We start from the raw sequence: 21,911 nt of genomic DNA on the forward strand, positions 1-21,911 counted from the left end.
CGCAAGTTCGCCGATCTCGTATCACCGTGATCCCACTGGAAGTCGATCTCCAGGAGCGCGGTGGGCGGGAGGATTGGGTGCATACCCGGACTCCAGAAGCTGGAGTGGACTCCAGCACAACCGATTACGTCCGGGTCCGTGAGTGACCCTCCTCCGTTCGACCGCTCCTGCGCGTGCGATCGGGGCCGGATGCCTAGATCTTCACCAACATCTTCCCGATGTTTGCGCCGCGCATGAGCTGGAGGAAGGCGTCGACGGAGTTGTCGATGCCGTCGACGACGGTCTCCTCGAACACCACGTCGCCGGATGCCAGCCAGGGGCCCATCTTGGCGGCGAACTCGGGGAAGAAGTGGGTGTAGTTGCCGAGCGTGAAGCCCTGCAGGGTCAGTCCGCGGGTGATGATGTTGGCCATGTTGTCGGGACCGGGGGTGCGCTCGGTCGCGTTGTAGGCCGCAATGGCGCCGCACAGCGCGGCCCGGCCGCCGCCCCGCATCACGTCGAGGGCGGCCTCGAGGTGGTCGCCGCCGACGTTGTCGAAGTAGACGTCGATGCCGTCCCCGGCGATCTCTCGCAGCTGGTCCCGCACGGGCGCCTGCTTGTAGTCGAACGCCGCGCTGTATCCGTAGCGGTCGGTGAGCAGCTCCACCTTCTCGGCGGTCCCCGCGGAACCGATCACCCGGGCGGCGCCCTCGAGTCGGGCGATCTGCCCGGCGGCCGTGCCCACGGCGCCCGCGGCGCCGGAGATGAACACGGACTCGCCCGGCTTCAGGTGGGCGATGTGCATCAGCCCGACGTATGCGGTCAATCCGGTCAGCCCGAGGATGCCGAGGTACGCGGAGACCGGAACCCCCGGAATCTCCTCCACGACACGGAAGCTCGCGGCATCCCCCTGGGCGACGTCGCGCCAGCCGAAATCGTGCACGACGACGGATCCGACGGGGTGGGCGGGCGACGTCGACTCGACGATCCGGCCCACCGCGCCACCGGTCATCGTCTCGCCCAGGGCGAACGGCGGCACGTACGACTTCACATCGTTCATCCGGCCGCGCATGTACGGATCGACGGAGAGGAACTCGTTGGCCACCCGCACCTGGTTGGGAGCGAGGTCGGGCAGTTCGACGGTCACGGTCCGGAAGTTGTCGGGCGTGGGCCATCCCGTCGGGCGGGCGGTGAGCTGGATCTGGGTGCTGGTCGACATGGGTCTGTCCCTTCGGGGGTGTGCGGGGTTCAGAGGATCAGTCCGAGCGTGAGGAGAACGACGGCGAGGAGGGGGAGGGTGCCCTGTGTGATCGCCGCCCGGGCCTTGTCCGGCGACGACAGCAGCAGCACGAGCGCCGCGAGGAACATGGATCCGGTTCCGGCGAACACGAGTGCCGATCCGACCGCGGTCGCGCCGATCAGCACACCGACGATGCCGGCGGCCGTGACGATCGCCAGGAACAGGTTGTAGAAGCCCTGATTGAAGGCGAGTTCCTTGGTCGCGACGGCCTCCTCGGCGCTGGTGCCGAACGTCGCGCGGGTGCGCGGGGCGGTCCAGCGCATGGACTCGAGGAAGAAGATGTAGACGTGCAGCGCGCCGGCGAGTGCGGCGAGAATCAGTCCCGCGACGACCATGGTCACTCCTCCTTATTTTGAACTGATCGTTTCAATATATACTGCAATGGTCGTTCCATAACGAGAAGTGAGGGTCGTCATGCCGCGGACGCAGGAGTTCGACACCGACACGGTGGTCGGTCGGGCACGGGACCTCTTCTGGGACAGGGGGTTCGGGGAGACGTCCGTTCCGGACCTCGAGCGGGCCACGGGCTTGAATCGGTCGAGCCTGTACAACGCCTTCGGTAGCAAGCGCGGTCTGTTCGACGCCGCCGTGCAGGACTACCTGGACCGCGTCGTGCGCCCGCGACTGCGGATCCTCACCGACGAGCCCACCGCCCCGGACGCCGCGACGCGGTACTACTGCGGTGTCGTCGAGGCGCTCGAATCCCTGCCCGACGACTACCCGGGCCGCGGCTGCCTGCTCCTCAACAGCGCCGCCGGCTTCGCCGCGCACGACGACGCCCAGCGGGCGGTGGTCGACGCCTACCGATCGGAGTTGGCCGCGGCGCTGGCCCACGCGCTGCGCGCCCTCGACCCCGGCACCCCGGCCGACCGGATCGTGCATCGCACCCGACTCCTGACGTCGCTGTCGATCAGTGCGCTCCTGCTCTCCCGCGTCAATCGGGACGAGGCCGCGGCCCTCGCGCGGACCGCACTGGACCAGTTGGCGGAGTGGTCCGCGGCACGGAGCTAGCGGAACCGTCCCGTCGTCGCTTCCTGGTGGCCGAGACCATCCACCGTCGGCGGGACCGTTCGAACGGAGCAGCTTCAGCCACTCCTCGCGCTGAGGGGCTGTCCTGGAAGATCGGCGCATCGTCCATCACCGACGCGAAGTCGACGGTGGTGACGGTGGCCCCGAGCGCGCTGCCCCCGGCGGAGAGATCACCGACGCGGGTCATCAGTGCGTCGACGTCCTCGTCCGTGAGATACATCAGCAGGCCCTCGAGGACCCACGCGGTCGGGACGTCGTCGCGGAATCCGGCGTCGTGGAGGGCGGCGGGCCAGTCGTCGCGCAGGTCGATCGGGATCGGCACCCGGGTCGCATTCTCGTTCGGCGCGGCGTCGCTCACGACCGAGGCCTTGAACTCGAGCATGTCCGGGGTGTCGAGTTCGTAGACGGTCACGGGCGCCGGCCAGCGCAGCCGGTCCTCGCGCTGGCTCTCCAGCGCTCTCGCCGCGGCGACGAACACCGCCGTCGCGCCGAGGCCTCTAGGTTGATTCATGGTGTCCCTTCCTCGTTCCCCGTTTCACGGTCCCGAGCGGGTGTTCACCTCCAGTGTCCTCCGGGTCGACCCCGAGGGAGTCAACTCGCGGGCAACCCCAGCGTGCGGTAGCGGGCGACCCGGGCCGCAATCCGGTCGTCGCCCGACATTCCGCCCAGCGCGACCAGCTCACGCGCGATCGCCGCCCCGACACGCCTCGAGAACTCGACCGGTTCGATCGCGGCGTCCGGGCGCTCGGGGATGACGCCGTCGACGACACCGTCGCGCAGCAGGTCCCGCGCCCGAATGCCCTGAGCCGCCGCCATCTGCGGCGCGTGGCTGGTGTCGCGATGGACGATCGCGCTCGCACCCTCCGGGGGAAGCGGTGCGAGCCAGCCGTTCTGGGCGGCGAGGACGCGGTCGGCCGGGAGCAGCGCGAGTGCGCCGCCGCCGGTGCCCTGCCCGAGCAGCACCGAGACGGTGGGGGTGCGCAGGGTGACGAGATCGGAGATGCACCGCGCGATCTCCGGTGCCAGGCCGCGCTCCTCGGCCTCCTTCGACAGCGCCGCGCCGAGCGTGTCGATCACCAGCACCAGCGGCAACCGCAGTTCGGCCGCCATCCGCATGCCGCGGCGGGCCTCGCGCAGCGCGGCCGGGCCCATCGTGTTCAGGGCCGACTGGCCGGCGCGGTCCTGCCCGAACAGCACACACGGCTGACCCTGGAAACGGGCGAGTGACAGTAGGACCGTCGAATCGACCTCGCCCTGTCCGGTGCCGCTCAGCGGTACCCGGGTGGAAGTGGCGTGACGGACCAGCTCGCGAATGCCGGGGCGGTCGGCGCGGCGCGAGATCATGACGGACTGCCACGCCGGGACGTCCGGAACATCCTGTTCTGCAACAGGATCGGTACTCGTATCGAGCGGGTCGGCCGGATCCACCAGCACATGCAGCGCGCGCTCGACGAGGTCCCGCAACTGCGTCGTCGACGCGACACCGTCGATCACGCCGTTGCGGTACAGGTTCTCCGACGTCTGCACCCCCTCCGGGAACTTCTCGCCGTAGAGGGCCTCGTAGACGCGGGGACCGAGGAACCCGACCAGGGCGCCGGGTTCGGCGATGGTGACGTGCCCGAGCGACCCCCACGACGCGAACACGCCACCGGTCGTCGGGTTCCGCAGATACACGAGGTAGGGCAGGTGCGCGGCCTTGTGTGCCGCGATGGCCGCCGCGATCTTCACCATCTGCACGAAGGCCAGCGTGCCCTCCTGCATCCGGGTACCGCCGGAGGTCGGCGACGCGAGCAGCGGCAGCCCCTCCGCGGTGGCCCGCTCGATCGCGGTGACGATCCGCTCGGACGCCGCCACCCCGATGGAGCCCGCGAGGAACGCGAACTCGCACGCGATCACCGCGACCCGACGACCACCGAGCGTGGCGGTGCCGGTGATCACGGACTCGTCGATGCCCGACTTCACTGCGGCGGCGTCGAGTTCGGCCCGATACTTCGGATCGGGCGAGACGTCGATCGGGACGGTGTCCCACGAGACGAAGCTGTCGGCGTCGAACACCTGGCCGATCAGTTCACGAGCCGAGATCTTCTTGGGGGCCACGGATCTTCCTCCACTTCGTTACGAAGCGGCCGCCGCCGCTCGAGGAGCGGCGGCGGCCGTCACGGCTCCAGACTAGTTACCGGGCGAGAGCCTCACGCCACGAGACCGTCTTGCCCATCCGCAGGATCGACCGCTGATAGATGCGGGCGGCGAGGGCCGACATCGCCACGGTGACGACGAGCATCAGCGCGATCGTGCCGGCGATCTGCGCGGGAGACGCGACGCCCGCGGCGATGCGCAGCGGCATCAGGATCGCGGAGAACGGCGGAATCCAGCTGAGCACGTTCGACAGCGTGCCGTCCGGATCCTGCACGGCGGTGAACGCGGAGAAGAACATCGCCATCACGAGGATGGTCAGCGGCATCGCCGTGGAATTGACGTCCTCCTGACGCGAGACCATCGATCCGGTCGCGGCGTAGAGCACCGCGAAGAACGCGAACCCGAGCACGAACCAGCCGAGCGTGCCGGCCAGTGTGCCCCACGCGGTGCCGCCCAGCGTCAGTGCTCCGGTCGCGACGCCCGTGCCGACACCCGCGACGCCGTACGCCGTCAGCTGCGCGAGCCCGACTGCGCCGATGCCGATCACCTTGCCCCACAACAGCTGCAGCGGACGCAGCGTGGACAGCAGCAACTCGACGACGCGGGACGACTTCTCCTCGACCACGCCCATTGCGACGTACATGCCGAACACCAGGATCTGCATGTAGAGCAGGAAGACGACGGCGGTCGAGAGCGCGATGCGCTGTCCGCGCTCGGGGTCCGGCGGATCGATCGCTTCCACGGTGACGACGGCGCCCTCGGTGGCCGCGGCGAGCTGTGTGGCGTCCACGCCCTGGGCGGCCAGCGCTGCCGACTGGGCCTGCGTCGCGACGGCGGCGTCGAGCACGACCCGCAGCGACGAGTCGATCTCGGACTCGGTGATCGCGGTGACGCCGTTGTCGGCGCCGGGAATCAGTGCGACGTCGAGGTCGCCGCTCTCCACCTGGCTGCGGGCAGTCTGCTCGTCGGCGATCTCGGTCACCTCGACCGGGTTACCGGCCGCGTCCCCGGTCGCGACCAGGGCCGCGCTCAGCGACTGGTCGCCCACGAGTCCGACCTTCGCGCGGTCGTCGTCGTCGCCTCCCGAGAAGAGCGACACAGCGAGGATGCCGCCGACGATGGCGATGAGGATGATCGCGTTGCTGATGACGAAGCTCTTCTTCGACACCTGCGTCAGGAATTCACGGCGGGCGACCAGCGCGATCGCGCGGGCCGGGCTGATCCCTCCCCTCTCTCGAGTGCCGCTCATGCGGACACCACCTCTCGGAACAGGTCGGTCAGGGACGGCTTGCGGACGGTGAACTCGTGCACCGGTCCGGTCTTCAGAGCGGCGTCGAGGACGGCCTGGTCGTCGGCGCCCGCGCCGAGGGAGAGCAGGGTCCGCCCCTCGGTATGGCTCACGGTGGTGACGCCGAAGAGATGGTCGGCCCATCCGGGCGGCGCCGCGGGGGCGTGGACCTCGAGTCGGACATCGCCCCGGCCGCGCAGTTCGTCGACGGTTCCGATCGTGCTCATCCGACCCTTGGCGACGATCCCGACCCGGTCGCACAGGCGCTGCACGAGGTCCAGCTGGTGGCTCGAGAAGATCACCGGGACACCGGTTTTCGCCTTCTCGATCAGGACGTTGCTCATGACGTCGACGGCGACCGGGTCCAGCCCGGAGAACGGCTCGTCGAGGATCAGCACCGCAGGATCGTGGACGAGCGCGGCCGCGAGCTGCACGCGCTGCTGGTTGCCCAGGCTCAGCGAGTCGACGGTGTCGTTCACGCGCTCGGCGATGCCGAGGCGCTCGGTCCACCGGCGCACCGAATCGGCGGCGTCGGCGCGGGACAGCCCGTGCAGCTCCGCGAAGTACGCGAGCTGGCGGCCCACCTTCATCTTCGGGTAGAGGCCACGTTCCTCGGGCATGTAGCCGATCGAGCGCCGCACCTCGAGATCGACGGGCTTGCCGCCGAGGCGGACCTCGCCGCTGTCGGCCGCGAGGACTCCGAGCGCGATCCGCATCGTGGTGGTCTTGCCGGCGCCGTTGCTGCCGACGAACCCGAAGATCTCGCCTGGGCGGACCTCGAAGCTGAGGCTCTCGAGGGCTACGAGGTCGCCGTAGCGTTTCGAGATCCCGTCGAAGGTGAGGGTCTGTCCGGTCATTCGGGCTCCAGATGGTCGTCGGGATCGGGGTCGGGGATGGTCCAGGCGAGGATCATTGCGGGCAGGCACCCGCCGAGTAGCAGTGCGGAGAGAACGGTGCCGCCGCCGGAGTAGGCGAGAGCGCGATGGTCGATCCCGTCGAAGCCCGCACCCCAGGTCAGCGCAAAGATCGGCAGCAACATGAGCCACTGGAGCACGGTCAGTCCGATCGACCGGGCGCTGTTTCGTTCGGCGATCTCACGCTCGTCCAACGCGAACCGGGGCGCATCGGACTGCCGGCTGGACACGATCTGCAGGGTTGTCCAGATCGGAAGGAACAGAACGAGGAGGGCGACCCAGCCGAGGACGATCGTGTCCGAGAAATAGGAGCCGACCGCGGTCACGAACATCCCGGTGAAGACGACGGCCAGCGCCACAACGAGGGCTCGACGGCGCGTCCGGGTGCGCCAGCGCGGCAGCCAGCTCGCGGTCTGGGCTTCGCGACGCAGAAATCGTCGCGTGCGGAAGTCCTCGTACCGTTCGAGCATGCCGGCGTCAGGCATGGCTCTCTCCTTCTCGGGCTCGATCGTTTCGGTACAGCTCGGCGCTGAGGGGTCCGAACTCCGTTCGCGAGAACACGGCCTCCACCGGAAGCTCGAACACCGCGCAGATTCGCAACGCCAGGTCGAGGCTGGGGTAGTGGTCGCCCCGCTCGAGCGCGCCGACGGTCTGAGGGTTCACCTCGATCAGTTCGGCGAGTCGAGCCCGACTGATCTTGCGCTCGGCGCGCAGCACGGCGATGCGGTTGTGGATGGGGAGGTTGGCCCCACGTCGCACCGGACTCATGCAACAGATTGTTGGGAAAACCCAACAACCTGTCAAATCGAGCGAACAGTCCGTGGTGCACCGGGGCAGGCCGATACGACGACCTGTAGTAACCTCGGGGCATGCGTATCGGCCCAGGTGAGGAGCTCGCACGTCAAGTGCGTGGCGTCGCCGTCGCCGGGTCCGGAATCGCGCTGGCGATCGGTGCGCACGGAATCGCCGGTGGCGGCGCCCCGCACGGCGTGACCCTGTTGCTGCTCGCCGGTGTCGCCACGGTGCTGGCCGCGTGTGTGGTTGCGGTGCCCGCCCTCGCCGTCCGGCGGATGTGGCTCGTGCCCGTCCTGGCCACCGGTCAGGTGCTCTCCCATACGGCGTTGTCGCTGGGCGACGCGCACGCCGGGGCTCACGCGGGTTCACACCTGACGGTGCCGATGCTGCTCGCGCACTCCGTCGCTGTCGTGCTGTGTGCGGCCCTCATCGCGGGTGCCGAACGCATCGGCCCCCGCGCCTACGCCGCGCTGCGCCGCATCGTGCCGCGGATACTCGCCGCCCTGCCGGTCCGGCTCGAGCCGGCGTCTCCGCATGTCGTCACCGACATCCGCCCGCCCCTGTCGGTGGTGCGCGTCGGTCCCATCGCGCGCCGCGGACCACCCGTCTTCTGCTGATCGCCTCACCTCACTTCACCGCGTCACGGCCGTCTCGCGCCATCGACGCGTGTCCCCCCACACCCTGCGGGCCGCGCCCGCGCGCCTGACGGCTGCCGCGCGCCCGCACACGAAAGGCACAGATTCATGAAGGCATTCACCCGCGCCCGCACCCTCGCGATCGGCGTGGCGGTCGCCGCCGGCCTCGTTCTCACCGGCTGCAGCAGCGACTCGGACGACTCGAAGTCGAGCGGTACCGACACCGCGGCGATCGCGTTGCAGGACTCGTGGGTCAAGGCGGCCGACACGGGCATGACCGCACTGTTCGGCACCATCGTCAACAACTCCGACAACGCGGTCAACCTCACCAAGGTCACCACGACGGCATCGCCGCGCGTCGAACTGCACGAGATGGCGCCCGACGGCACCGGCGCGATGAAGATGCGCGAGAAGGACGGCGGCGTGACGGTGGCGGCACACAGCACGTACGAGCTCAAGCCGGGAGCCGACCACATCATGCTGTTCGACCTGCCCGCACCGGTCCAGGCCGGCACCGACGTCCCGTTCACGTTCGAGTTCGCCGACGGTGCCACCGCCCAGTTCACGGCGCAGGTCCGTGACTTCACCGGCGCCCGCGAGGAGTACAGCGGTGGCGACCACGGTGCGGCGCCCGCGGAAACCCAGGGGATGAACCACGGTGGCTGATATCAGCCGCCGTCGGCTGCTCGGGGCCGGTGCCGTCGCTGTCGGCGGCGTCGGCCTCGGCCTCGGGGCGGGCGCCGTTGTCGCCCGCCCCGCCAGGGCCGAAGCCGTCTCGCCGGTGGTCCCGTTCCACGGGGAACACCAGGCGGGCATCGAGACGACGCCGCAGGCGCACACCACGTTCGTCGGACTCGACCTGCGTCCCGGCACCGACCGGGCCGCGCTGGTCAGGATGATGCGGGTGTGGACCGACGACGCGGCCCGGCTCACCGCGGGGCGCGGCGCACTCGCCGACACCGAGCCCGGCCTCGCGACGGCACCGGCCCGGCTCACCGTCACCGTCGGATTCGGCCCGGGCGCGTTCCTGGCCGCGGGACTCGAGGATCGGCGGCCGTCGTGGTGCAAGCCGTTGCCGCCGTACGAGATCGACCGACTCGAGGAGCGGTGGAACGACGGCGACATCCTGCTGCAGGTGGGCTCGGACGATCCGGTCACCGTCGCCCACACGCTGCGGGTGCTGCTCAAGGCTGCCCGCAACACCGCGACCGTGCGCTGGGTGCAGCGCGGGTTCCGCCGCGCCCGCGGCAGCGAACCGGACGGCACCACGATGCGGAATCTGATGGGGCAGGTGGACGGCACCGTCAACCCGCAGGCCGGCAGCGACGACTTCGCGCAGGTGGTGTGGAACGACGGTGCGGAGCAGCCGTGGCTGGCCGGCGGGACGTCGGTGGTGATCCGGCGCATCCACCTCGACCTCGACGGGTGGGACGAACTCGACGGTCCCGGCCGTGACGTGGTGATGGGCCGACGGATGTCCGACGGCTCGCCGCTCACCGGTGAATCCGAGCACGACACACCCGATTTCGAGGCCACCGGACCTGGCGGGCTCACGATCATCTCCGAGTTCTCGCACATCGCTCGGGCCCGTCCCGTCGACCCGCGGGAGCGGTTCCACCGCCGGGCGTACAACTACGACGAGGCGCCGGATGGTGTCGGAGTCTCCGACTCGGGGCTGATCTTCGTGGCCTACCAGGCCGACGTCGACGCCCAGTACCTGCCGGTGCAACAGCGCCTCGCCGAGTTGGACATGTTCAACCAGTGGTCGACGCCGATCGGGTCCGCGGTGTTCGCGATCCTTCCGGGATGCCGTGAGGGCGAGTACCTGGGGCAGGTTCTGCTGGGCTGACGCCCAGTCGGTGGCCGGCTCAGCTCTCGCTGAGTCGGCCGCCGTCCATCCGCCACCGTCGGGTGCTGCGCGTCGACTCCAGCATCCGCCGGTCGTGGGTGACCAACAGCAGTGTGCCGGTGAAGGATTCCATCGCCTGCTCGAGCTGTTCGATCGCCGGCAGGTCGAGGTGATTGGTGGGTTCGTCGAGGACCAGGAGGTTCACGCCCCGAGCCTGTAGCAGCGCGAGGGCCGCACGGGTACGTTCGCCCGGCGACAGCGACGACGCGGGCCGCCGCACGTGGTGCCCCTTGAGGCCGAACTTGGCGAGCAGGGTGCGGACCTCGGCCTCGGGCCAGTCCGGGACCTGCGCACCGAACGCGTCGGACAGCACCTCGTCGCCCTCGAAAAGTCCACGTGCCTGGTCGATCTCGCCGACCGCGACACCCGATCCCAGGGTTGCCGTGCCCTCGTCCGGGGCGAGCTTGCCGAGGAGGACGCTCAGCAGCGTCGACTTGCCGGATCCGTTGGGGCCGGTGATGAGGATGCGGTCACCCCAGTCGACCTGCGCAGTGACCGGGCCGAACGTGAAGCCGTCGCGTCGGACCACGGCGCCACTCATCGTTGCCACCACCGCACCGCTACGCGGCGCGGCGGCGATCTCCATCCGTAGTTCCCACTCCTTGCGGGGCTCCTCCACCACGTCGAGTCGTTCGATCCGGCGCTGGGTCTGACGGGCCTTGGCGGCCTGCTTCTCGGTGGATTCCGCGCGGGCCTTGCGTCCCATCTTGTCGGAGTCGCCGCCCTTGGCCTTGCGGCGGGCGTTGCGGACACCGTGCTCGAGCCAGTTGCGCTGCATCTGCGCGCGATCCTCGAGCGCGGAGAGGTTGCCGGCGTACTCGTCGAACGCCTCGCGGGCGTGACGGCGAGCCACCTCCCGTTCCACCAGATAGGCCTCGTAGCCGCCGTCGTACACCGCGATCTGCTGCTGCGCGAGATCCAGTTCGACGATGCCGGTCACGGTGCGCGCCAGGAACTCTCGATCGTGGCTCACCACCACCAGCGCGGTCCGGGTTTCGGCGACGAACTGTTCCAGCTGCTCGAGGCCGGGCAGGTCCAGGTCGTTGGTGGGCTCGTCGAGCAGCAGCACGTCGTAGCGGGACAGCAGCAGCGACGCCAGCCCGGCGCGGGCGGCCTGGCCGCCCGACAGGTCCGTCATGTGGGCGTCGCCGGTGACGTCGAGGCCGAGGTCGGAGAGCACCTTCTCGGCGCGCTCGGCGAGGTCGGCACCGCCGAGGGCGAGCCAGCGGTCGAGGGCGGGGGAGTAGAGGTCCTCACCGCCGTCCGCGAGCGACTCGGCGGCGGCGTTCATCGTGGACTCGGCGGCGGTGACGCCCGTCCGGCGCCCCAGGAATTCGAGCACCGTCTCACCGGCGATCCGATCCGGTTCCTGTGCGAGGTATCCGACCGTGGCGTCCGGCGGGCTGAGCGTGACGGTTCCCTCGACGTCGGCGCTCCCGACCCCGGCGAGTGTGGTCAACAGCGTCGACTTGCCGGCTCCGTTTGCGCCGACGAGTCCGATCACGTCGCCGGGCGCGACGGTGAGATCGAGGTCGGTGAAGAGGGTGCGCTCGCCCCGAGATGCGGACAGGCCGGAGATGCGCAGTGTTGCAGTCACGTGGGAATTATCCCCGGTGGCGGGGTGCCATCGCGGGCCGGTACCGACTCGGGCACGCTGTCCGCACCAGTTCCGCGATTTCGCCGCGAAACAGCTACATAACGTCCTAGCATGAAACGTAATGAGTGAGCGTACGCAGCGGGTGGGTCGACCGCGGGACCCCGGCAAGGATCACGCGGTGCTGGTCGCTGCCCGTCGTCTGCTCGCGGACGTCGGCTACCAGCAGACGACCATTGCCGCGATCGTGCGCCGGGCGCAGGTCAGTGCGCCCGCGATCTATCGGCGCTGGCCCACCCGGGAGGCGCTGATCGAGGAGGCCGTGCACGGCCCCGGCCGGTACGACCTGCCCGCGGACACCGGGGATCTGCGTGCGGACCTGGCGACCTGGGCGCGGGCGTTCCTGGTGCGTGCGGCCAGTCCTGCCGCGCGGGCCGGAGTCCCGGGGTTGCTGTCCGACATGCAGGCGGACGCGGACCGCAGCCGTCTGCTCGCCCGGCAGGCACCGGTCCGCGATGCGTTCGTCGCGCGACTCGACCGGGCCGCCCAGACCGGTGAAGTCCCCGGACCGGTCGATGCGTCGATCCTCTTCGAGATCCTCACCGGCGCGACGTCGATCCGCGGCCTCACCCAGGGCTACGCGGACGCCGAGGCGTTCGTGGAGTCCCTCACCGACGCCCTGTACACACTCGCGTGCCGCGGGGTCGCGGCCGCGTCCGAGACGAAAGCGAGTCACTCGTGAAGATCGACGTGCAACTGGACGGGCGGCCCGAACATGCCGCCCAGCGAGCGCGGGAACTGGTCGACCTCGGGGTCGACGGTCTGTTCACGTTCGAGGGCGCGCACGACGTCTTCGTGCCGCTGGTCGCCGCCGCGTCGGTGGTGGAGGCCGACCTGATGACGAACGTCGCGATCGCGTTGCCGCGCAGTCCGATGCACCTGGCGAACACCGCCTACGATCTGCAGCTGCTGAGCCGAGGACGGTTCCGGCTCGGTCTCGGCTCCCAGGTTCGCCCCCACATCGAGAAGCGGTACGGCTCGCAGTGGTCTCGCCCCGCCGCTCGGATGCGCGAGACGGTACTCGCGATCAAGGCGATCTTCGATGCGTGGGAAGGGAATTCGCGCCTGCGCTTCGAGGGCGAGTTCACGACGCACACGTTGATGCCGCCCACCTTCGATCCCGGGCCCAACCCGTACGGCCCACCGCCGGTCTGTCTCGGTGCCCTGGGCCCGATCATGACCCGCACCGCCGCAGAGGTGGCCGACGGCCTGCTCGTGATGCCGTTCAACAGCGTCCGGCACTTTCGGGAACGGACCCTGCCCGCTGTCGAGGAGGGGCTCGCCCGCGGCGGCCGCACCCGCGCGGACCTCGCGATCTATCCGCAGATCATCGTGGGCGTCGGGCGCACCCCGGACGAACTCGCCGCGGCCTCGCTCGGGGTGCGCGGACTCCTGGCGTTCTACGGTTCCACGCCTGCGTACCGGCCGGTGCTCGAGGTGGAGGGCTGGGCGGACCTGCAGCCCGAGCTGAACGTGCTGTCCAAGCGGGGAGAGTTCGCCGCGATGCGCGACCTGATCGACGACAAGATGCTCGCGACCCTCGCGGTGCACGGTACCCCGGAGGAATGCGCGGCCGAGATCGTCGCGCGCTTCGGTGACCACAGCGACCGGGTGTGCTGCTACTTCCCCGGGTACGACGTCGACGACCGGCACATCGCCGACCTCGTCGCGGCGGTCAAGGCGCTGACGTCGTGAGCGACGTCCTGGTCGAGATCGTCGACGGCGTGGCGGTTCTCACGCTCGACCGGCCGCAGCAGCGCAACGCGTTCACCGGGGCCATGGGACGCACGCTCGGCGATCTCTACCGCGCCCTGGACGCCGACGACGACGTCCGAGTCCTGGTGCTCACCGGAACCCCGCCGGCGTTCTGTGCCGGGGCCGACCTCACCGCCGGCACGGACACCTTCGCCGCACCCACCCACGACGGGTTCTCCGCGTCGCCGGTGAACCCGCCGGCCTTCGACCTCCGCAAACCGGTGATCGCCGCGGTGAACGGCCACGCCATCGGTATCGGCCTCACCCTCGCGATGCAGGCCGACATCCGCATCGTGGCCGACGACGCCAAGTACGCGATCCCGCAGGTGCGGCGGGGGGTGGTCCCGGATGCGATGTCGCACTGGACCGTTCCGCGTGCGGCCGGGATGGCCGCGGCCGCCGAGATCCTGCTGACCGGGCGCACCTTCGACGGCCCGGAGGCGGTGCGGCTGGGAATCGCGAGCCGATCCCTGCCCGCCGACGAGGTGCTCCCCGCGGCGCTGGCGATGGCGCGGGACATCGCCACCAACGTCGCACCGATGTCGGCGGCGCTGTCGAAGCGACTGCTGTGGGACACCGCGCGGTACGGATTCTCCCCGGAACGGGTGGCCGAGTTCGAGACCGAGCTCCACCACCGCGTGATGGGCAGCGCCGACGCGTCCGAGGGTGTGCGCGCATTTCTCGACCGGCGCGACCCGGACTGGTCCGCGCGCGTGTCGACCGACTGGAAGGAACTGCCTTGGGAATGAACGGTTTCGGGCCCGATACCACGACCGACGAGGTCCTCGCCGGGATCGACCTGCGCGGGCGAACCGCGGTGGTGACCGGTGCGACCAGCGGGCTCGGCACGGAGACCGCCCGTGCGCTGGCGGCCTCCGGTGCAGCAGTGATCCTGGCGGCCCGCGACGGTACCGCGGCGGCAGCCGTCGCCGATCGGATCCGAGGCGAGATCCCGGACGCCGAACTGCATGCCGTCGCCGTCGATCTGGCCGACGTGCGCACTGTCCGAGCGGCGGCCCGGCGCATCGACGAGATCGGGAGGCCCCTGGATCTGCTGCTCAACAACGCCGGGGTGATGTACACGCCGTTCGGGCGCACCGCCGACGGGTTCGAGCTGCAGTTCGGCACCAATCACCTGGGCCACTTCCTGCTGACCACCCTGTTGTTGCCACACTTGCAGGACGGGGCCCGACGCTCGGGGACACCCGCCCGGGTGGTGACGGTGTCGTCCGACGCGCACCGGGCCCACGCCGTCGATCTGGGGGACCCGAACTTCGTGGAGCGTCCCTACGACAAGTTCGTCGCGTACGCACAGTCCAAGGCCGCCAACGTCCTCATGACCGTCGAACTCCAGCATCGCTACGCAGACAGTGGTATCCAGGCGTTCGCGGTGCACCCGGGGGTGTGCGCGACGGGTCTGTCGCGGTACATGTCCCGCGACGACTTCGCGGAGATGAAGCGGATGAGTGCCGGAAAGCCCGGCCTGCTCGCGAATCTCAAATCGATCCCGGCCGCGGCGGCCACCTCGGTGTGGGCCGCGACGTCCGCCGACCTGGACGGCGCGGGCGGGGCGTACCTCGCCGACTGCGGCATCGGCCGGGCGTCGGCCCATGCCGCCGACCCGGTCACCGCGGCCGCGCTGTGGGAGCTGTCGGAACGCCTGACGGCCCGCTGACCGAGCGCCGATCCGGGGCCGCCCACGAAGTCGACCCCGGATCGCGTTGTGTTACTTGGATTCCGGCGGCAGCATCGCCTTCGATGCGGCCTGGGCGGCGAGCAGCAGTTCGGCCCGGTTGCCACCACTGCGCTTCTCCACCGCGCCCTCGTTGCCCTTCGCGACCACCACCGGGCCGTTCGACAGGTTTGCGAGAGCCTGCGCCGCCACGTCCGCGGGCTCGGAGACGTTCAGGCCGGGGATGTCCATGTTCAGCCCGGCGCGGGCCATCGCGGGGGTCCGGGTGACACCGAGGACCATCTCGAGGACGTCGACGTCGTACTCGCGCATCTCGAGCCACAGGCCCTCGGCGAAGGTGCGGCAGAACGACTTCACACCTGCGTAGATGCTGATCTGGGCGGAGCCGAGGAATCCCGCCATCGAACCGACCAGCAGGAGACCGCCGCGCCGGCGGTCCTTCATCGGTGCGCCGAAGTGCTGGACGAGCTCGAGCTGGCCGGTGATGTTGAGATCGATGACCTGCTGGAAGCGGTCGAGGTCGCCGGTGACGAACTCGTGGCCGTAGGTGTTGGCGCCGGCGTTGTAGACCAGCAGTCCCACCTCGAGATCGTCGGTGACACTGCGGATCTGGTCGAGCATGTCCGCCGCGGTCAGATCCACGGACAGCGTCCGGACCTCGACGCCCTTGGCTCGGGCCTTCTCCGCGGTCGCCTCGAGCGGCTCCGGCTTGCGCGCCAGCAGCACCAGGTTCAGACCGGCCTCCGCGAGTTGGACGGCGAACTCCTCGCCGACGCCCTCCGAGCCGCCCGCGATGACGGCCCACGGCCCGTACTTGGTCTTGTCGATCATGTATCGATCTCCTCGTCGTTCGTATCCTGTGCGACAGCATCTTTCGTGGAACTGTCCGCGACCCGGTGGGCGCCGGCAACGGCGCAAGGCGGGTCGAGCACTGCGAGTATCCGTCGACGTGGCCTGGATCACATCGCCGATTCCACCGGCCGGGACTTTCCGGACCGATCGGCTCGAGGCTGCTGCGGACGTGACTACGCCGCGATCAGCCGTTCCTGCTCCGGCGTCAGCGGGTTCGCGGCAGCCTCCTCCGGGCTCGGGAACCGGCCGGGATCGCCCGCCCGCAACCGCGCCATCGACAGCTTCATCGGGGCGGCGAGGTAGCGGGCGCGCTCGTCGTCGTCGGCGGCCATCACCGTGACCGTCAGCATCGCGTACGGCTCGTCGAGTACCTCCGACGGCCGGAACGATTCCCGGTACACGCGCAGTGCCGGCATCGTCTGGGCGGGGGAGAAGTGCCGGGCGAGCGCGAACGGCAGACCGAGGATCCCGGCGACCTGCGCGCTGTACGTGCTCGAGCCGAGCAGCCACACCGCGACCTTCGCGCCCAGCCCCGGGACGGCGGTGATCGCCGCGTACGGGTGGTCGGCGGGGAAGTCGTCGTCGAAGAACGCGCGCAGGTGCGCGAGCTGCTGCGGGAACTCGTCGGCGCCCAGCGCGTCGGTTTGGCGGCGCAGCGCGTGCGCGGTCACCTGGTCGGTGCCGGGTGCGCGGCCGATGCCGAGGTCGATCCGCTCCGGGTACAGGGCGTCGAGCGTGCCGAACTGCTCGGCCACCACCAGCGGTGCGTGGTTGGGCAGCATCACGCCGCCGGAGCCGACGCGAATGGAATCGGTTACTGCCGCGACCTGGCCGATCATCACCGCGGGTGCCGAACTGGCGATGCCGGGCATGGAGTGGTGTTCGGCGAGCCAGAACCGGTGGTAGCCGAGTTCCTCGGCGCGTCGAGCCAGCTCGAGCGTGTTGCGGAGGGCCTGGCCGACGGTGGAACCCTCGGCGATGGGGGACAGGTCGAGTACGGAAAGCTTCGGCATCACCCCGACGGCAACCCGTTTGCATTGCGAATTGTTCCGGTCTCGTTCCGGTCGACGGTGGTCAGTCGCGGACGAGTCGGAAGAACCGCGGCTCTGTCTTCGCGAGGATTACCGGCGCGGCCGTGGTGTCCATGGCGTCGTCCCCGACGACGGTCCACTTGCCGAGCGCCCGCTCGACGTCGGAGCGGGACGCGCCGCGTGGCAGTGGACCGCGGTGGCCGGGCGAGAACGAGAACATCAGCAACTGCGCGCCGGATTCGGTGACAGCGGTCAGGCCGTTGCCGTACACCCTGCGCTGCGCCTCACCGAGCCCGTGGAAGCAGCCGACGTCGAGCGCCAGAACGTACCCGCTGTCCACGTACGCGGGCAGATTCGTGACGTCGCCGAGCACGAACGTCACATCCGCGTTCGCGATCGGCAGCTTCGCGCGGGCCCGCTCGATCGCGAGCGGGACGGTGTCGACGGCGGTGACCGACCACCCGCGGATCGCCAACTCGATGGCATGGTCGCCCGTGCCGCAGCCGAGGTCGAGGGCCTTCGCGGCGGTCGCGTCGGTCGGGGCAGGTGCTGCGTCGAACAGTTGGCCCAGTTGGTCCCCGAAGACACTGCGCCCGGCGTTCTCCCACGGTGTGAAGCCGAGCCGATACGCCAGCCGGTACCCGAGGTTCATTGCCCGCCCCTTCCGGGAGATCAGACCACCTGGATCGAACGTATGCCTGCCCGTGCGCGCCGCGCAACGACATCGCGGTGTCCACGTTCTGGGACGCCGGGAACATGTCGGCGCGCCGCCGTGGTTGCCCCGATATGACCTCCACAAGTTCTGTACCTGCCGTTGCTCTCCATGACGGCAACACGATTCCGCAACTGGGCTTCGGGGTGTTCCAGGTGCCCGACGATCAGGCGTATGACGCCGTCGGTGAGGCGCTACGGGTGGGGTATCGCAGCATCGACACCGCTCGCATCTACGACAACGAGGCCGGTACCGGACGTGCCCTCGCCGACTCCGGCGTCGCTCGCGACGACCTGTTCGTCACCACGAAGCTGTGGAACGACGACCAGGGTTACGACTCGACGCTGCGCGCGTTCGACGACAGCCTCGCGCGAATGGGACTCGAGTACCTCGACCTGTACCTCATCCACTGGCCGGCCCCGGCGAAGGGCCGGTATATCGACACGTTCAAGGCGCTCCAGCAGTTGAAGGCCGACGGGCGGGTGCGGTCGATCGGTGTCTCCAACTTCACCGCGGAGAATCTCGAGCGCCTGGTCGAGGAGGTCGGAGAGGCGCCCGTTCTCAATCAGATCGAACTGCACCCCGGCTTCGGGCAGGCGCACCTGCGCTCGGTCCACGCGGACATGGGCATCGTCACCGAGGCGTGGAGCCCGCTCGGACAGGGGACCACGATCGGCGACCCCACGATCGGTGCGATCGCCGAGGCACGCGGTCGCACCCCCGCGCAGGTGATCCTGCGCTGGCACCTGCAGTTGGGCAACGTGGTGATCCCCAAGTCGGTGACGCCCGAGCGGATCGCGAGCAATTTCGACGTGTTCGACTTCGAACTCACCGCCGACGACATGTTCGCGATCGGTTCCCTGGACTCCCCGGACGGTCGTCTCGGACCGGACCCGGCGACGTTCGGCTGACGGCGACTCGCGGCAGTGTTCCTGGTCACAGGCCTCGCAGGGCATTGCCGGTGAAGCCTCCACGGCCGTATATTCCACGCGGAATATTTGGCGCGGAAGTGGGGTGACAGGAATTGCTGCCGCGATCAGTCACACCCCTCGGGGTGTCCGTCCTCGCGCTCCTGTTCGAGCGGCCCATGCATCCGTACGAGATGTACCAACTCCTCGTCACCCGCCGGAAGGACCGGATCGTCAAGGTCCGGCCGGGCTCGCTGTACCACGCCGTCGACCGTCTCGAGCGCGACGGATTGGTGGCGGTGGTGGGTACCGATAGGCAGGGCAACCGCCCCGAGCGGACCACCTACGAGATCACCCCGGCCGGACGTGCCGCGGTCCGTGAGCGCGTGGCCGAGATGGTGGAAGTCCCGGCCTCCGAGTACCCGCAGTTCACCCTCGGCCTGGCCGAGTTGCACAACCTCGGATCGGCTGAGGCCCTCGCGCTGCTCGAACGCCGGATCGCCGCGCTGGCAACCGAGATCGAGGAGCTCGATGCTTTCGCCGAGGCTGCTCGGGGGCGCGAGGTTCCCGACCTGTTCACCATCCCGTTCTCGTACACCCGGGCCATGGCACAGGCCGAACTCGACTGGCTGCGCGCGTTCGCGGCCCGGGTCCACAGCGGTGAGATCCCCTGGGTGACCGACGAACACCTCGAAATCTTGAAACGTGCGGACCAGAAACTCGCAGATCAGAAGGGCAACCAATGAAAACCGAAGTCAAGCCCTGGCCGGCCCTGTGGGCCCTGTGTCTGGGGTTCTTCATGATCCTGGTCGACAGCACGATCGTCGCGGTCGCCAACCCGGTCATCACCGCCGAACTGGACGCCGACGTCAACGCGGTCATCTGGGTGACGAGCGCCTACCTGCTCGCGTACGCGGTGCCGCTGCTGGTGACCGGTCGGCTCGGTGACCGGTTCGGCCCCAAGAACATGTACCTCATCGGCCTGGTCGTGTTCACCCTCGCGTCCCTGTGGTGCGGCCTGTCCGGCGGCATCGAGATGCTGATCGTCGCCCGCGTCTTCCAGGGCCTCGGCGCGGCGATGATGACGCCGCAGACAATGGCCGTCATCACGCGAATCTTCCCGCCGGACAAGCGCGGAGCCGCGATGGGCCTGTGGGGCTCGGTGGCCGGCGTCGCGACTCTGGTGGGTCCGATCCTCGGTGGAGTCCTCGTCGACAACCTCGGCTGGGAGTGGATCTTCATCGTCAATGTCCCCGTCGGTGTCGTCGCGTTCGTGCTCGCGTGGCGTCTGGTCCCGGTGTTGCCGACCAGCAACCACAAGTTCGACCTGGTCGGTGTCGCGCTCAGCGCAATCGGCCTGTTCTGCATCGTCTTCGGCCTGCAGGAGGGCAACTCCTACGACTGGGACGCACGGACCTGGGTGCTGATCGGTGTCGGCGTCGTGGTCATGATCGCGTTCGTGTGGTGGCAGAAGGTCAATCGCAGCGAACCGCTGGTACCGCTCGCCCTGTTCCGCGATCGGAACTTCTCGGTCGCCAACCTCGGCATCATGACGATGGGCTTCTCCATCACCGCAGTCATGTTGCCGTTCATGTACTACGCGCAAAGCGTCACCGGTCTGTCGCCGACACGGTCGGCCCTGCTGATGGCACCGATGGCGATCGTCACCGGCATCCTCGCCCCGTTCGTCGGACGGCTCGTCGACAAGGCACATCCGCGCTTCATCGCGGGACCGGGCTTCCTGACGTTCGCCCTCGCCACCGCCTGGTTGGCGACGCGACTGACCCCGACCACGCCGATCTGGCAGATCCTGGTCCCGATGGCCGTCATCGGTGCGTCCAACGCATTCATCTGGGCTCCGGTCTCCGCGACCGCGACCCGGAACCTGCCCATGGCGCATGTCGGTGCCGGTTCGGGCGTCTACAACACCACCCGCCAGGTCGGAGCCGTGCTCGGTAGCGCCGCGATGGGCGCGTTGATGACGTCGCGGATCACGGCCGAGCTGTCCTCGGTCGGAATCAGCGGCGGTGCCTCGGCAGGGGAGGGCCACTTCATGGGCGGACAGTTGCCCGAGATGGTCCGCGAACCGTTTGCGACCGCGATGGCGCAGTCGGCGATGCTGCCCGCGGCCGTGCTGATGCTCGGCTTCGCTGTCGTGCTGTTCTTCGTCAATCCGCGCAAGGGTGAGCCGGTGCGCGAGGTCGTGGCCGACACCGAGTCGGCCGCTACTTCCAGCTGACGGATTCGGTCGTCGCTCCGGCCGTCGACGGTGCTTTCGCGCCGGTGGCGGCCGGAGCCGTCTCTGTGGGCCGCGTCTGCAACTGTCCGAGCCGGCTCAGGATCCGGTCGATGTCGACGGGCAGATGCTCGGCGCCGGCGAGCGAGTCGACCGTTCGGCCGGCGAGGAACGTCACCACGACGTCGCGGTCGTACAGGACGTCGACGAGATTGGCGAAGCGTTGCGCCGGTTCGCTTCCCGCGTGCACGAGATCGGGGATGTCGCTGATCACCCAGCGTTCGTGCCGTGCGGTGAGCTCCAGATAGTCCGCCGGCGCGGTGGTGTGGCCGCACAGGTCCGCGAAGTCGAACCACAGGCAGTGCGCGTCGGCGCGGAGCGCGACGAGCGGGTGCCCACACGGTGACATCGTCCGTCGTTCGGTCGGTTCGGGGCGCTCGAGCCCGAGTAGAGCGAGTTGCTCAGCGTCTGCAGGGACCACCCAGTGCCCGGCCGCGAATCCGGCGGCGTGGTCCGAGCCGGTGCGATAGTCACGGGGCCCGTCGACCGCGACGACGGCCAGAGACCGTTCGATCAACTCGATGGTCGGAACGAAAGCGTCGTGGAACAGCGGATTGGGCATCAGGCGGTGCGGCGGATAGTTCGACGTCACCACGAGGGTGACGTCGCGGGCGAGGAGCGCGGGCAGCAGTCGCGCGACGAACGTGGCATCGCCGACGTCGTGGACGTGGAACTCGTCGAAGCACAGCACCCGGACGTCACGGAGCAGGTCGTCGAGCGCGGCGTCGAGGTTGTGGCCGCGTCGGCGGATGGCGACGTGGAGGTCACGGAAGAACTCGTGGAAGTGCACGCGCAGTTTGTGTTCCGTCGGCAGGCCGTCGAAGTACGTGTTCAACAGCCAGCTCTTCCCGCGGCCTACGGGTCCCCACAGGTACACGCTGCGGCCGTCGGCTGCAAGCAGGTCGGAGATCGCTTGCCGCTGAGCGTGATCGAGTGCGAATCCGCGATCGGCGGCCGCAGTCTCGAACACTGCGGCGGAAACGTGCAGGGCGGGGAGGGGCGCGCGCCGGAACCATCTCACGGCC

24 protein-coding genes are annotated in these 21,911 nt (G+C 69.4%); 11 read left to right on the forward strand and 13 right to left on the reverse strand.

Translation table 11 applies throughout. The annotated features are described in order from the left end of the window. Positions 1-193: 193 nt before the first annotated feature. The gene (locus HUN07_RS06135) at positions 194-1,198 is read right to left on the reverse strand and encodes an NADP-dependent oxidoreductase (protein WP_114722950.1); all 1,005 of its coding nucleotides are present in this window, start codon (positions 1,196-1,198) and stop codon (positions 194-196) included. 29 nt (positions 1,199-1,227) lie between these two features. Continuing rightward, a complete protein-coding gene (locus HUN07_RS06140; protein WP_114722951.1) occupies positions 1,228-1,614 on the reverse strand; it encodes a DUF1304 domain-containing protein in 387 nt (128 codons plus the stop codon). A 79-nt stretch (positions 1,615-1,693) separates the two neighbouring features. Here HUN07_RS06140 and HUN07_RS06145 point away from each other — a divergent pair, with 79 nt between their 5' ends. Next, entirely contained in the window at positions 1,694-2,290 is a 597-nt protein-coding gene (locus HUN07_RS06145) for a TetR/AcrR family transcriptional regulator (RefSeq protein ID WP_114723015.1), read from the forward strand. On the opposite strand, the gene HUN07_RS06150 is transcribed toward HUN07_RS06145, so the two are convergent. From HUN07_RS06150 to HUN07_RS06175, 6 genes are all read right to left on the reverse strand, one after another. Beyond that, positions 2,214-2,819: a class I SAM-dependent methyltransferase gene (locus HUN07_RS06150; protein WP_174908537.1), complete on the reverse strand. Its 606-nt coding sequence runs from the start codon at positions 2,817-2,819 to the stop codon at positions 2,214-2,216. The two genes, HUN07_RS06145 and HUN07_RS06150, sit on opposite strands and share 77 nt — an antisense overlap. An 80-nt stretch (positions 2,820-2,899) precedes the next feature. Continuing rightward, positions 2,900-4,405, reverse strand: a complete 1,506-nt coding sequence (locus tag HUN07_RS06155) for an acetyl-coenzyme A carboxylase carboxyl transferase subunits beta/alpha (protein ID WP_174908542.1) — start codon at positions 4,403-4,405, stop codon at positions 2,900-2,902. Between the two features lie 76 nt (positions 4,406-4,481). Then, on the reverse strand, positions 4,482-5,693 hold the full coding sequence (locus HUN07_RS06160; protein WP_114722954.1) for an ABC transporter permease: 1,212 nt from the start codon (positions 5,691-5,693) through the stop codon (positions 4,482-4,484). Further along, positions 5,690-6,589, reverse strand: coding sequence for an ABC transporter ATP-binding protein (locus HUN07_RS06165; RefSeq protein ID WP_174908544.1), 900 nt, complete (start codon positions 6,587-6,589; stop codon positions 5,690-5,692). Before HUN07_RS06165 ends, HUN07_RS06160 begins: the two co-directional genes overlap by 4 nt. Continuing rightward, positions 6,586-7,131: a hypothetical protein gene (locus HUN07_RS06170; protein ID WP_174908546.1), complete on the reverse strand. Its 546-nt coding sequence runs from the start codon at positions 7,129-7,131 to the stop codon at positions 6,586-6,588. Before HUN07_RS06170 ends, HUN07_RS06165 begins: the two co-directional genes overlap by 4 nt. Continuing rightward, on the reverse strand, positions 7,124-7,414 hold the full coding sequence (locus tag HUN07_RS06175; RefSeq protein ID WP_114722957.1) for a helix-turn-helix transcriptional regulator: 291 nt from the start codon (positions 7,412-7,414) through the stop codon (positions 7,124-7,126). The genes HUN07_RS06170 and HUN07_RS06175 overlap by 8 nt, the downstream gene beginning before the upstream one ends. 101 nt (positions 7,415-7,515) lie before the next feature. On the opposite strand from HUN07_RS06175, the gene HUN07_RS06180 reads away from it, so the two are divergent. The 3 genes from HUN07_RS06180 (at position 7,516) to HUN07_RS06190 (ending at position 9,925) form a co-directional block, all read left to right on the forward strand. Then, complete coding sequence (locus HUN07_RS06180; RefSeq protein WP_174908548.1) at positions 7,516-8,058, forward strand: hypothetical protein; 543 nt, start codon at positions 7,516-7,518, stop codon at positions 8,056-8,058. A 126-nt stretch (positions 8,059-8,184) separates the two neighbouring features. Next, positions 8,185-8,742, forward strand: a complete 558-nt coding sequence (locus HUN07_RS06185; RefSeq protein WP_174908550.1) for a copper chaperone PCu(A)C — start codon at positions 8,185-8,187, stop codon at positions 8,740-8,742. Then, the gene (locus HUN07_RS06190; RefSeq protein ID WP_174908552.1) at positions 8,735-9,925 is read left to right on the forward strand and encodes a Dyp-type peroxidase; all 1,191 of its coding nucleotides are present in this window, start codon (positions 8,735-8,737) and stop codon (positions 9,923-9,925) included. Before HUN07_RS06185 ends, HUN07_RS06190 begins: the two co-directional genes overlap by 8 nt. A 19-nt stretch (positions 9,926-9,944) precedes the next feature. On the opposite strand, the gene HUN07_RS06195 is transcribed toward HUN07_RS06190, so the two are convergent. Next, positions 9,945-11,582: an ABC-F family ATP-binding cassette domain-containing protein gene (locus HUN07_RS06195; RefSeq protein WP_174908554.1), complete on the reverse strand. Its 1,638-nt coding sequence runs from the start codon at positions 11,580-11,582 to the stop codon at positions 9,945-9,947. Positions 11,583-11,703: 121 nt separating this feature from the next. Here HUN07_RS06195 and HUN07_RS06200 point away from each other — a divergent pair, with 121 nt between their 5' ends. Genes HUN07_RS06200 through HUN07_RS06215 form a run of 4 tightly spaced genes read left to right on the forward strand, consistent with a single transcriptional unit; the run spans position 11,704 to position 15,069 of the window. Next, complete coding sequence (locus tag HUN07_RS06200; protein ID WP_174908556.1) at positions 11,704-12,321, forward strand: TetR/AcrR family transcriptional regulator; 618 nt, start codon at positions 11,704-11,706, stop codon at positions 12,319-12,321. Further along, complete coding sequence (locus tag HUN07_RS06205; protein WP_174908558.1) at positions 12,318-13,334, forward strand: TIGR03617 family F420-dependent LLM class oxidoreductase; 1,017 nt, start codon at positions 12,318-12,320, stop codon at positions 13,332-13,334. The genes HUN07_RS06200 and HUN07_RS06205 overlap by 4 nt, the downstream gene beginning before the upstream one ends. Next, positions 13,331-14,143, forward strand: coding sequence for an enoyl-CoA hydratase/isomerase family protein (locus tag HUN07_RS06210; protein ID WP_114722964.1), 813 nt, complete (start codon positions 13,331-13,333; stop codon positions 14,141-14,143). Before HUN07_RS06205 ends, HUN07_RS06210 begins: the two co-directional genes overlap by 4 nt. Next, entirely contained in the window at positions 14,140-15,069 is a 930-nt protein-coding gene (locus HUN07_RS06215; RefSeq protein WP_174908559.1) for an SDR family NAD(P)-dependent oxidoreductase, read from the forward strand. The genes HUN07_RS06210 and HUN07_RS06215 overlap by 4 nt, the downstream gene beginning before the upstream one ends. 51 nt (positions 15,070-15,120) lie before the next feature. Here HUN07_RS06215 and HUN07_RS06220 read toward each other — a convergent pair whose 3' ends face one another. From HUN07_RS06220 to HUN07_RS06230, 3 genes are all read right to left on the reverse strand, one after another. Then, a complete protein-coding gene (locus HUN07_RS06220) occupies positions 15,121-15,918 on the reverse strand; it encodes an SDR family NAD(P)-dependent oxidoreductase (RefSeq protein ID WP_174908561.1) in 798 nt (265 codons plus the stop codon). 194 nt (positions 15,919-16,112) lie between these two features. Continuing rightward, positions 16,113-16,952 (reverse strand): LLM class flavin-dependent oxidoreductase, encoded by an 840-nt coding sequence (locus HUN07_RS06225; protein WP_174908563.1) that lies wholly within the window; start codon positions 16,950-16,952, stop codon positions 16,113-16,115. Positions 16,953-17,013: 61 nt separating this feature from the next. Continuing rightward, the gene (locus tag HUN07_RS06230) at positions 17,014-17,622 is read right to left on the reverse strand and encodes a class I SAM-dependent methyltransferase (RefSeq protein ID WP_174908565.1); all 609 of its coding nucleotides are present in this window, start codon (positions 17,620-17,622) and stop codon (positions 17,014-17,016) included. Between the two features lie 134 nt (positions 17,623-17,756). Here HUN07_RS06230 and HUN07_RS06235 point away from each other — a divergent pair, with 134 nt between their 5' ends. The 3 genes from HUN07_RS06235 (at position 17,757) to HUN07_RS06245 (ending at position 20,829) form a co-directional block, all read left to right on the forward strand. After that, positions 17,757-18,593, forward strand: coding sequence for an aldo/keto reductase (locus HUN07_RS06235; protein ID WP_114722969.1), 837 nt, complete (start codon positions 17,757-17,759; stop codon positions 18,591-18,593). Between the two features lie 113 nt (positions 18,594-18,706). After that, entirely contained in the window at positions 18,707-19,336 is a 630-nt protein-coding gene (locus HUN07_RS06240) for a PadR family transcriptional regulator (protein ID WP_174908567.1), read from the forward strand. Beyond that, positions 19,333-20,829, forward strand: coding sequence for a DHA2 family efflux MFS transporter permease subunit (locus HUN07_RS06245; RefSeq protein ID WP_174908569.1), 1,497 nt, complete (start codon positions 19,333-19,335; stop codon positions 20,827-20,829). The genes HUN07_RS06240 and HUN07_RS06245 overlap by 4 nt, the downstream gene beginning before the upstream one ends. Here HUN07_RS06245 and zapE read toward each other — a convergent pair. Beyond that, positions 20,816-21,907 carry a cell division protein ZapE gene (zapE, locus tag HUN07_RS06250; protein ID WP_254622818.1) on the reverse strand — a complete coding sequence of 364 codons (1,092 nt, stop codon included), beginning with the start codon at positions 21,905-21,907 and terminating at the stop codon, positions 20,816-20,818. The two genes, HUN07_RS06245 and zapE, sit on opposite strands and share 14 nt — an antisense overlap. Positions 21,908-21,911 lie beyond the last annotated feature (4 nt).

The sequence above is a fragment of the Rhodococcus sp. W8901 genome, assembly GCF_013348805.1.
Taxonomy (GTDB): domain Bacteria; phylum Actinomycetota; class Actinomycetes; order Mycobacteriales; family Mycobacteriaceae; genus Prescottella.

Excerpts from the sequence above, each read along its gene's own strand:
- HUN07_RS06245 (WP_174908569.1), top strand. The coding sequence starts at position 19,333 with ATGAAAACCGAAGTCAAGCCCTGGCCGGCCCTGTGGGCCCTGTGTCTG.
- HUN07_RS06220 (WP_174908561.1), bottom strand. The coding sequence starts at position 15,918 with ATGATCGACAAGACCAAGTACGGGCCGTGGGCCGTCATCGCGGGCGGC.
- HUN07_RS06200 (WP_174908556.1), top strand. The coding sequence starts at position 11,704 with ATGAGTGAGCGTACGCAGCGGGTGGGTCGACCGCGGGACCCCGGCAAG.
- HUN07_RS06230 (WP_174908565.1), bottom strand. The coding sequence starts at position 17,622 with ATGAACCTCGGGTACCGGCTGGCGTATCGGCTCGGCTTCACACCGTGG.
- HUN07_RS06225 (WP_174908563.1), bottom strand. The coding sequence starts at position 16,952 with ATGCCGAAGCTTTCCGTACTCGACCTGTCCCCCATCGCCGAGGGTTCC.
- HUN07_RS06140 (WP_114722951.1), bottom strand. The coding sequence starts at position 1,614 with ATGGTCGTCGCGGGACTGATTCTCGCCGCACTCGCCGGCGCGCTGCAC.
- HUN07_RS06160 (WP_114722954.1), bottom strand. The coding sequence starts at position 5,693 with ATGAGCGGCACTCGAGAGAGGGGAGGGATCAGCCCGGCCCGCGCGATC.
- HUN07_RS06145 (WP_114723015.1), top strand. The coding sequence starts at position 1,694 with ATGCCGCGGACGCAGGAGTTCGACACCGACACGGTGGTCGGTCGGGCA.
- HUN07_RS06175 (WP_114722957.1), bottom strand. The coding sequence starts at position 7,414 with ATGAGTCCGGTGCGACGTGGGGCCAACCTCCCCATCCACAACCGCATC.
- HUN07_RS06235 (WP_114722969.1), top strand. The coding sequence starts at position 17,757 with ATGACCTCCACAAGTTCTGTACCTGCCGTTGCTCTCCATGACGGCAAC.
- HUN07_RS06135 (WP_114722950.1), bottom strand. The coding sequence starts at position 1,198 with ATGTCGACCAGCACCCAGATCCAGCTCACCGCCCGCCCGACGGGATGG.
- HUN07_RS06185 (WP_174908550.1), top strand. The coding sequence starts at position 8,185 with ATGAAGGCATTCACCCGCGCCCGCACCCTCGCGATCGGCGTGGCGGTC.
- HUN07_RS06170 (WP_174908546.1), bottom strand. The coding sequence starts at position 7,131 with ATGCCTGACGCCGGCATGCTCGAACGGTACGAGGACTTCCGCACGCGA.
- HUN07_RS06150 (WP_174908537.1), bottom strand. The coding sequence starts at position 2,819 with ATGAATCAACCTAGAGGCCTCGGCGCGACGGCGGTGTTCGTCGCCGCG.
- HUN07_RS06165 (WP_174908544.1), bottom strand. The coding sequence starts at position 6,589 with ATGACCGGACAGACCCTCACCTTCGACGGGATCTCGAAACGCTACGGC.
- HUN07_RS06180 (WP_174908548.1), top strand. The coding sequence starts at position 7,516 with ATGCGTATCGGCCCAGGTGAGGAGCTCGCACGTCAAGTGCGTGGCGTC.
- HUN07_RS06215 (WP_174908559.1), top strand. The coding sequence starts at position 14,140 with ATGAACGGTTTCGGGCCCGATACCACGACCGACGAGGTCCTCGCCGGG.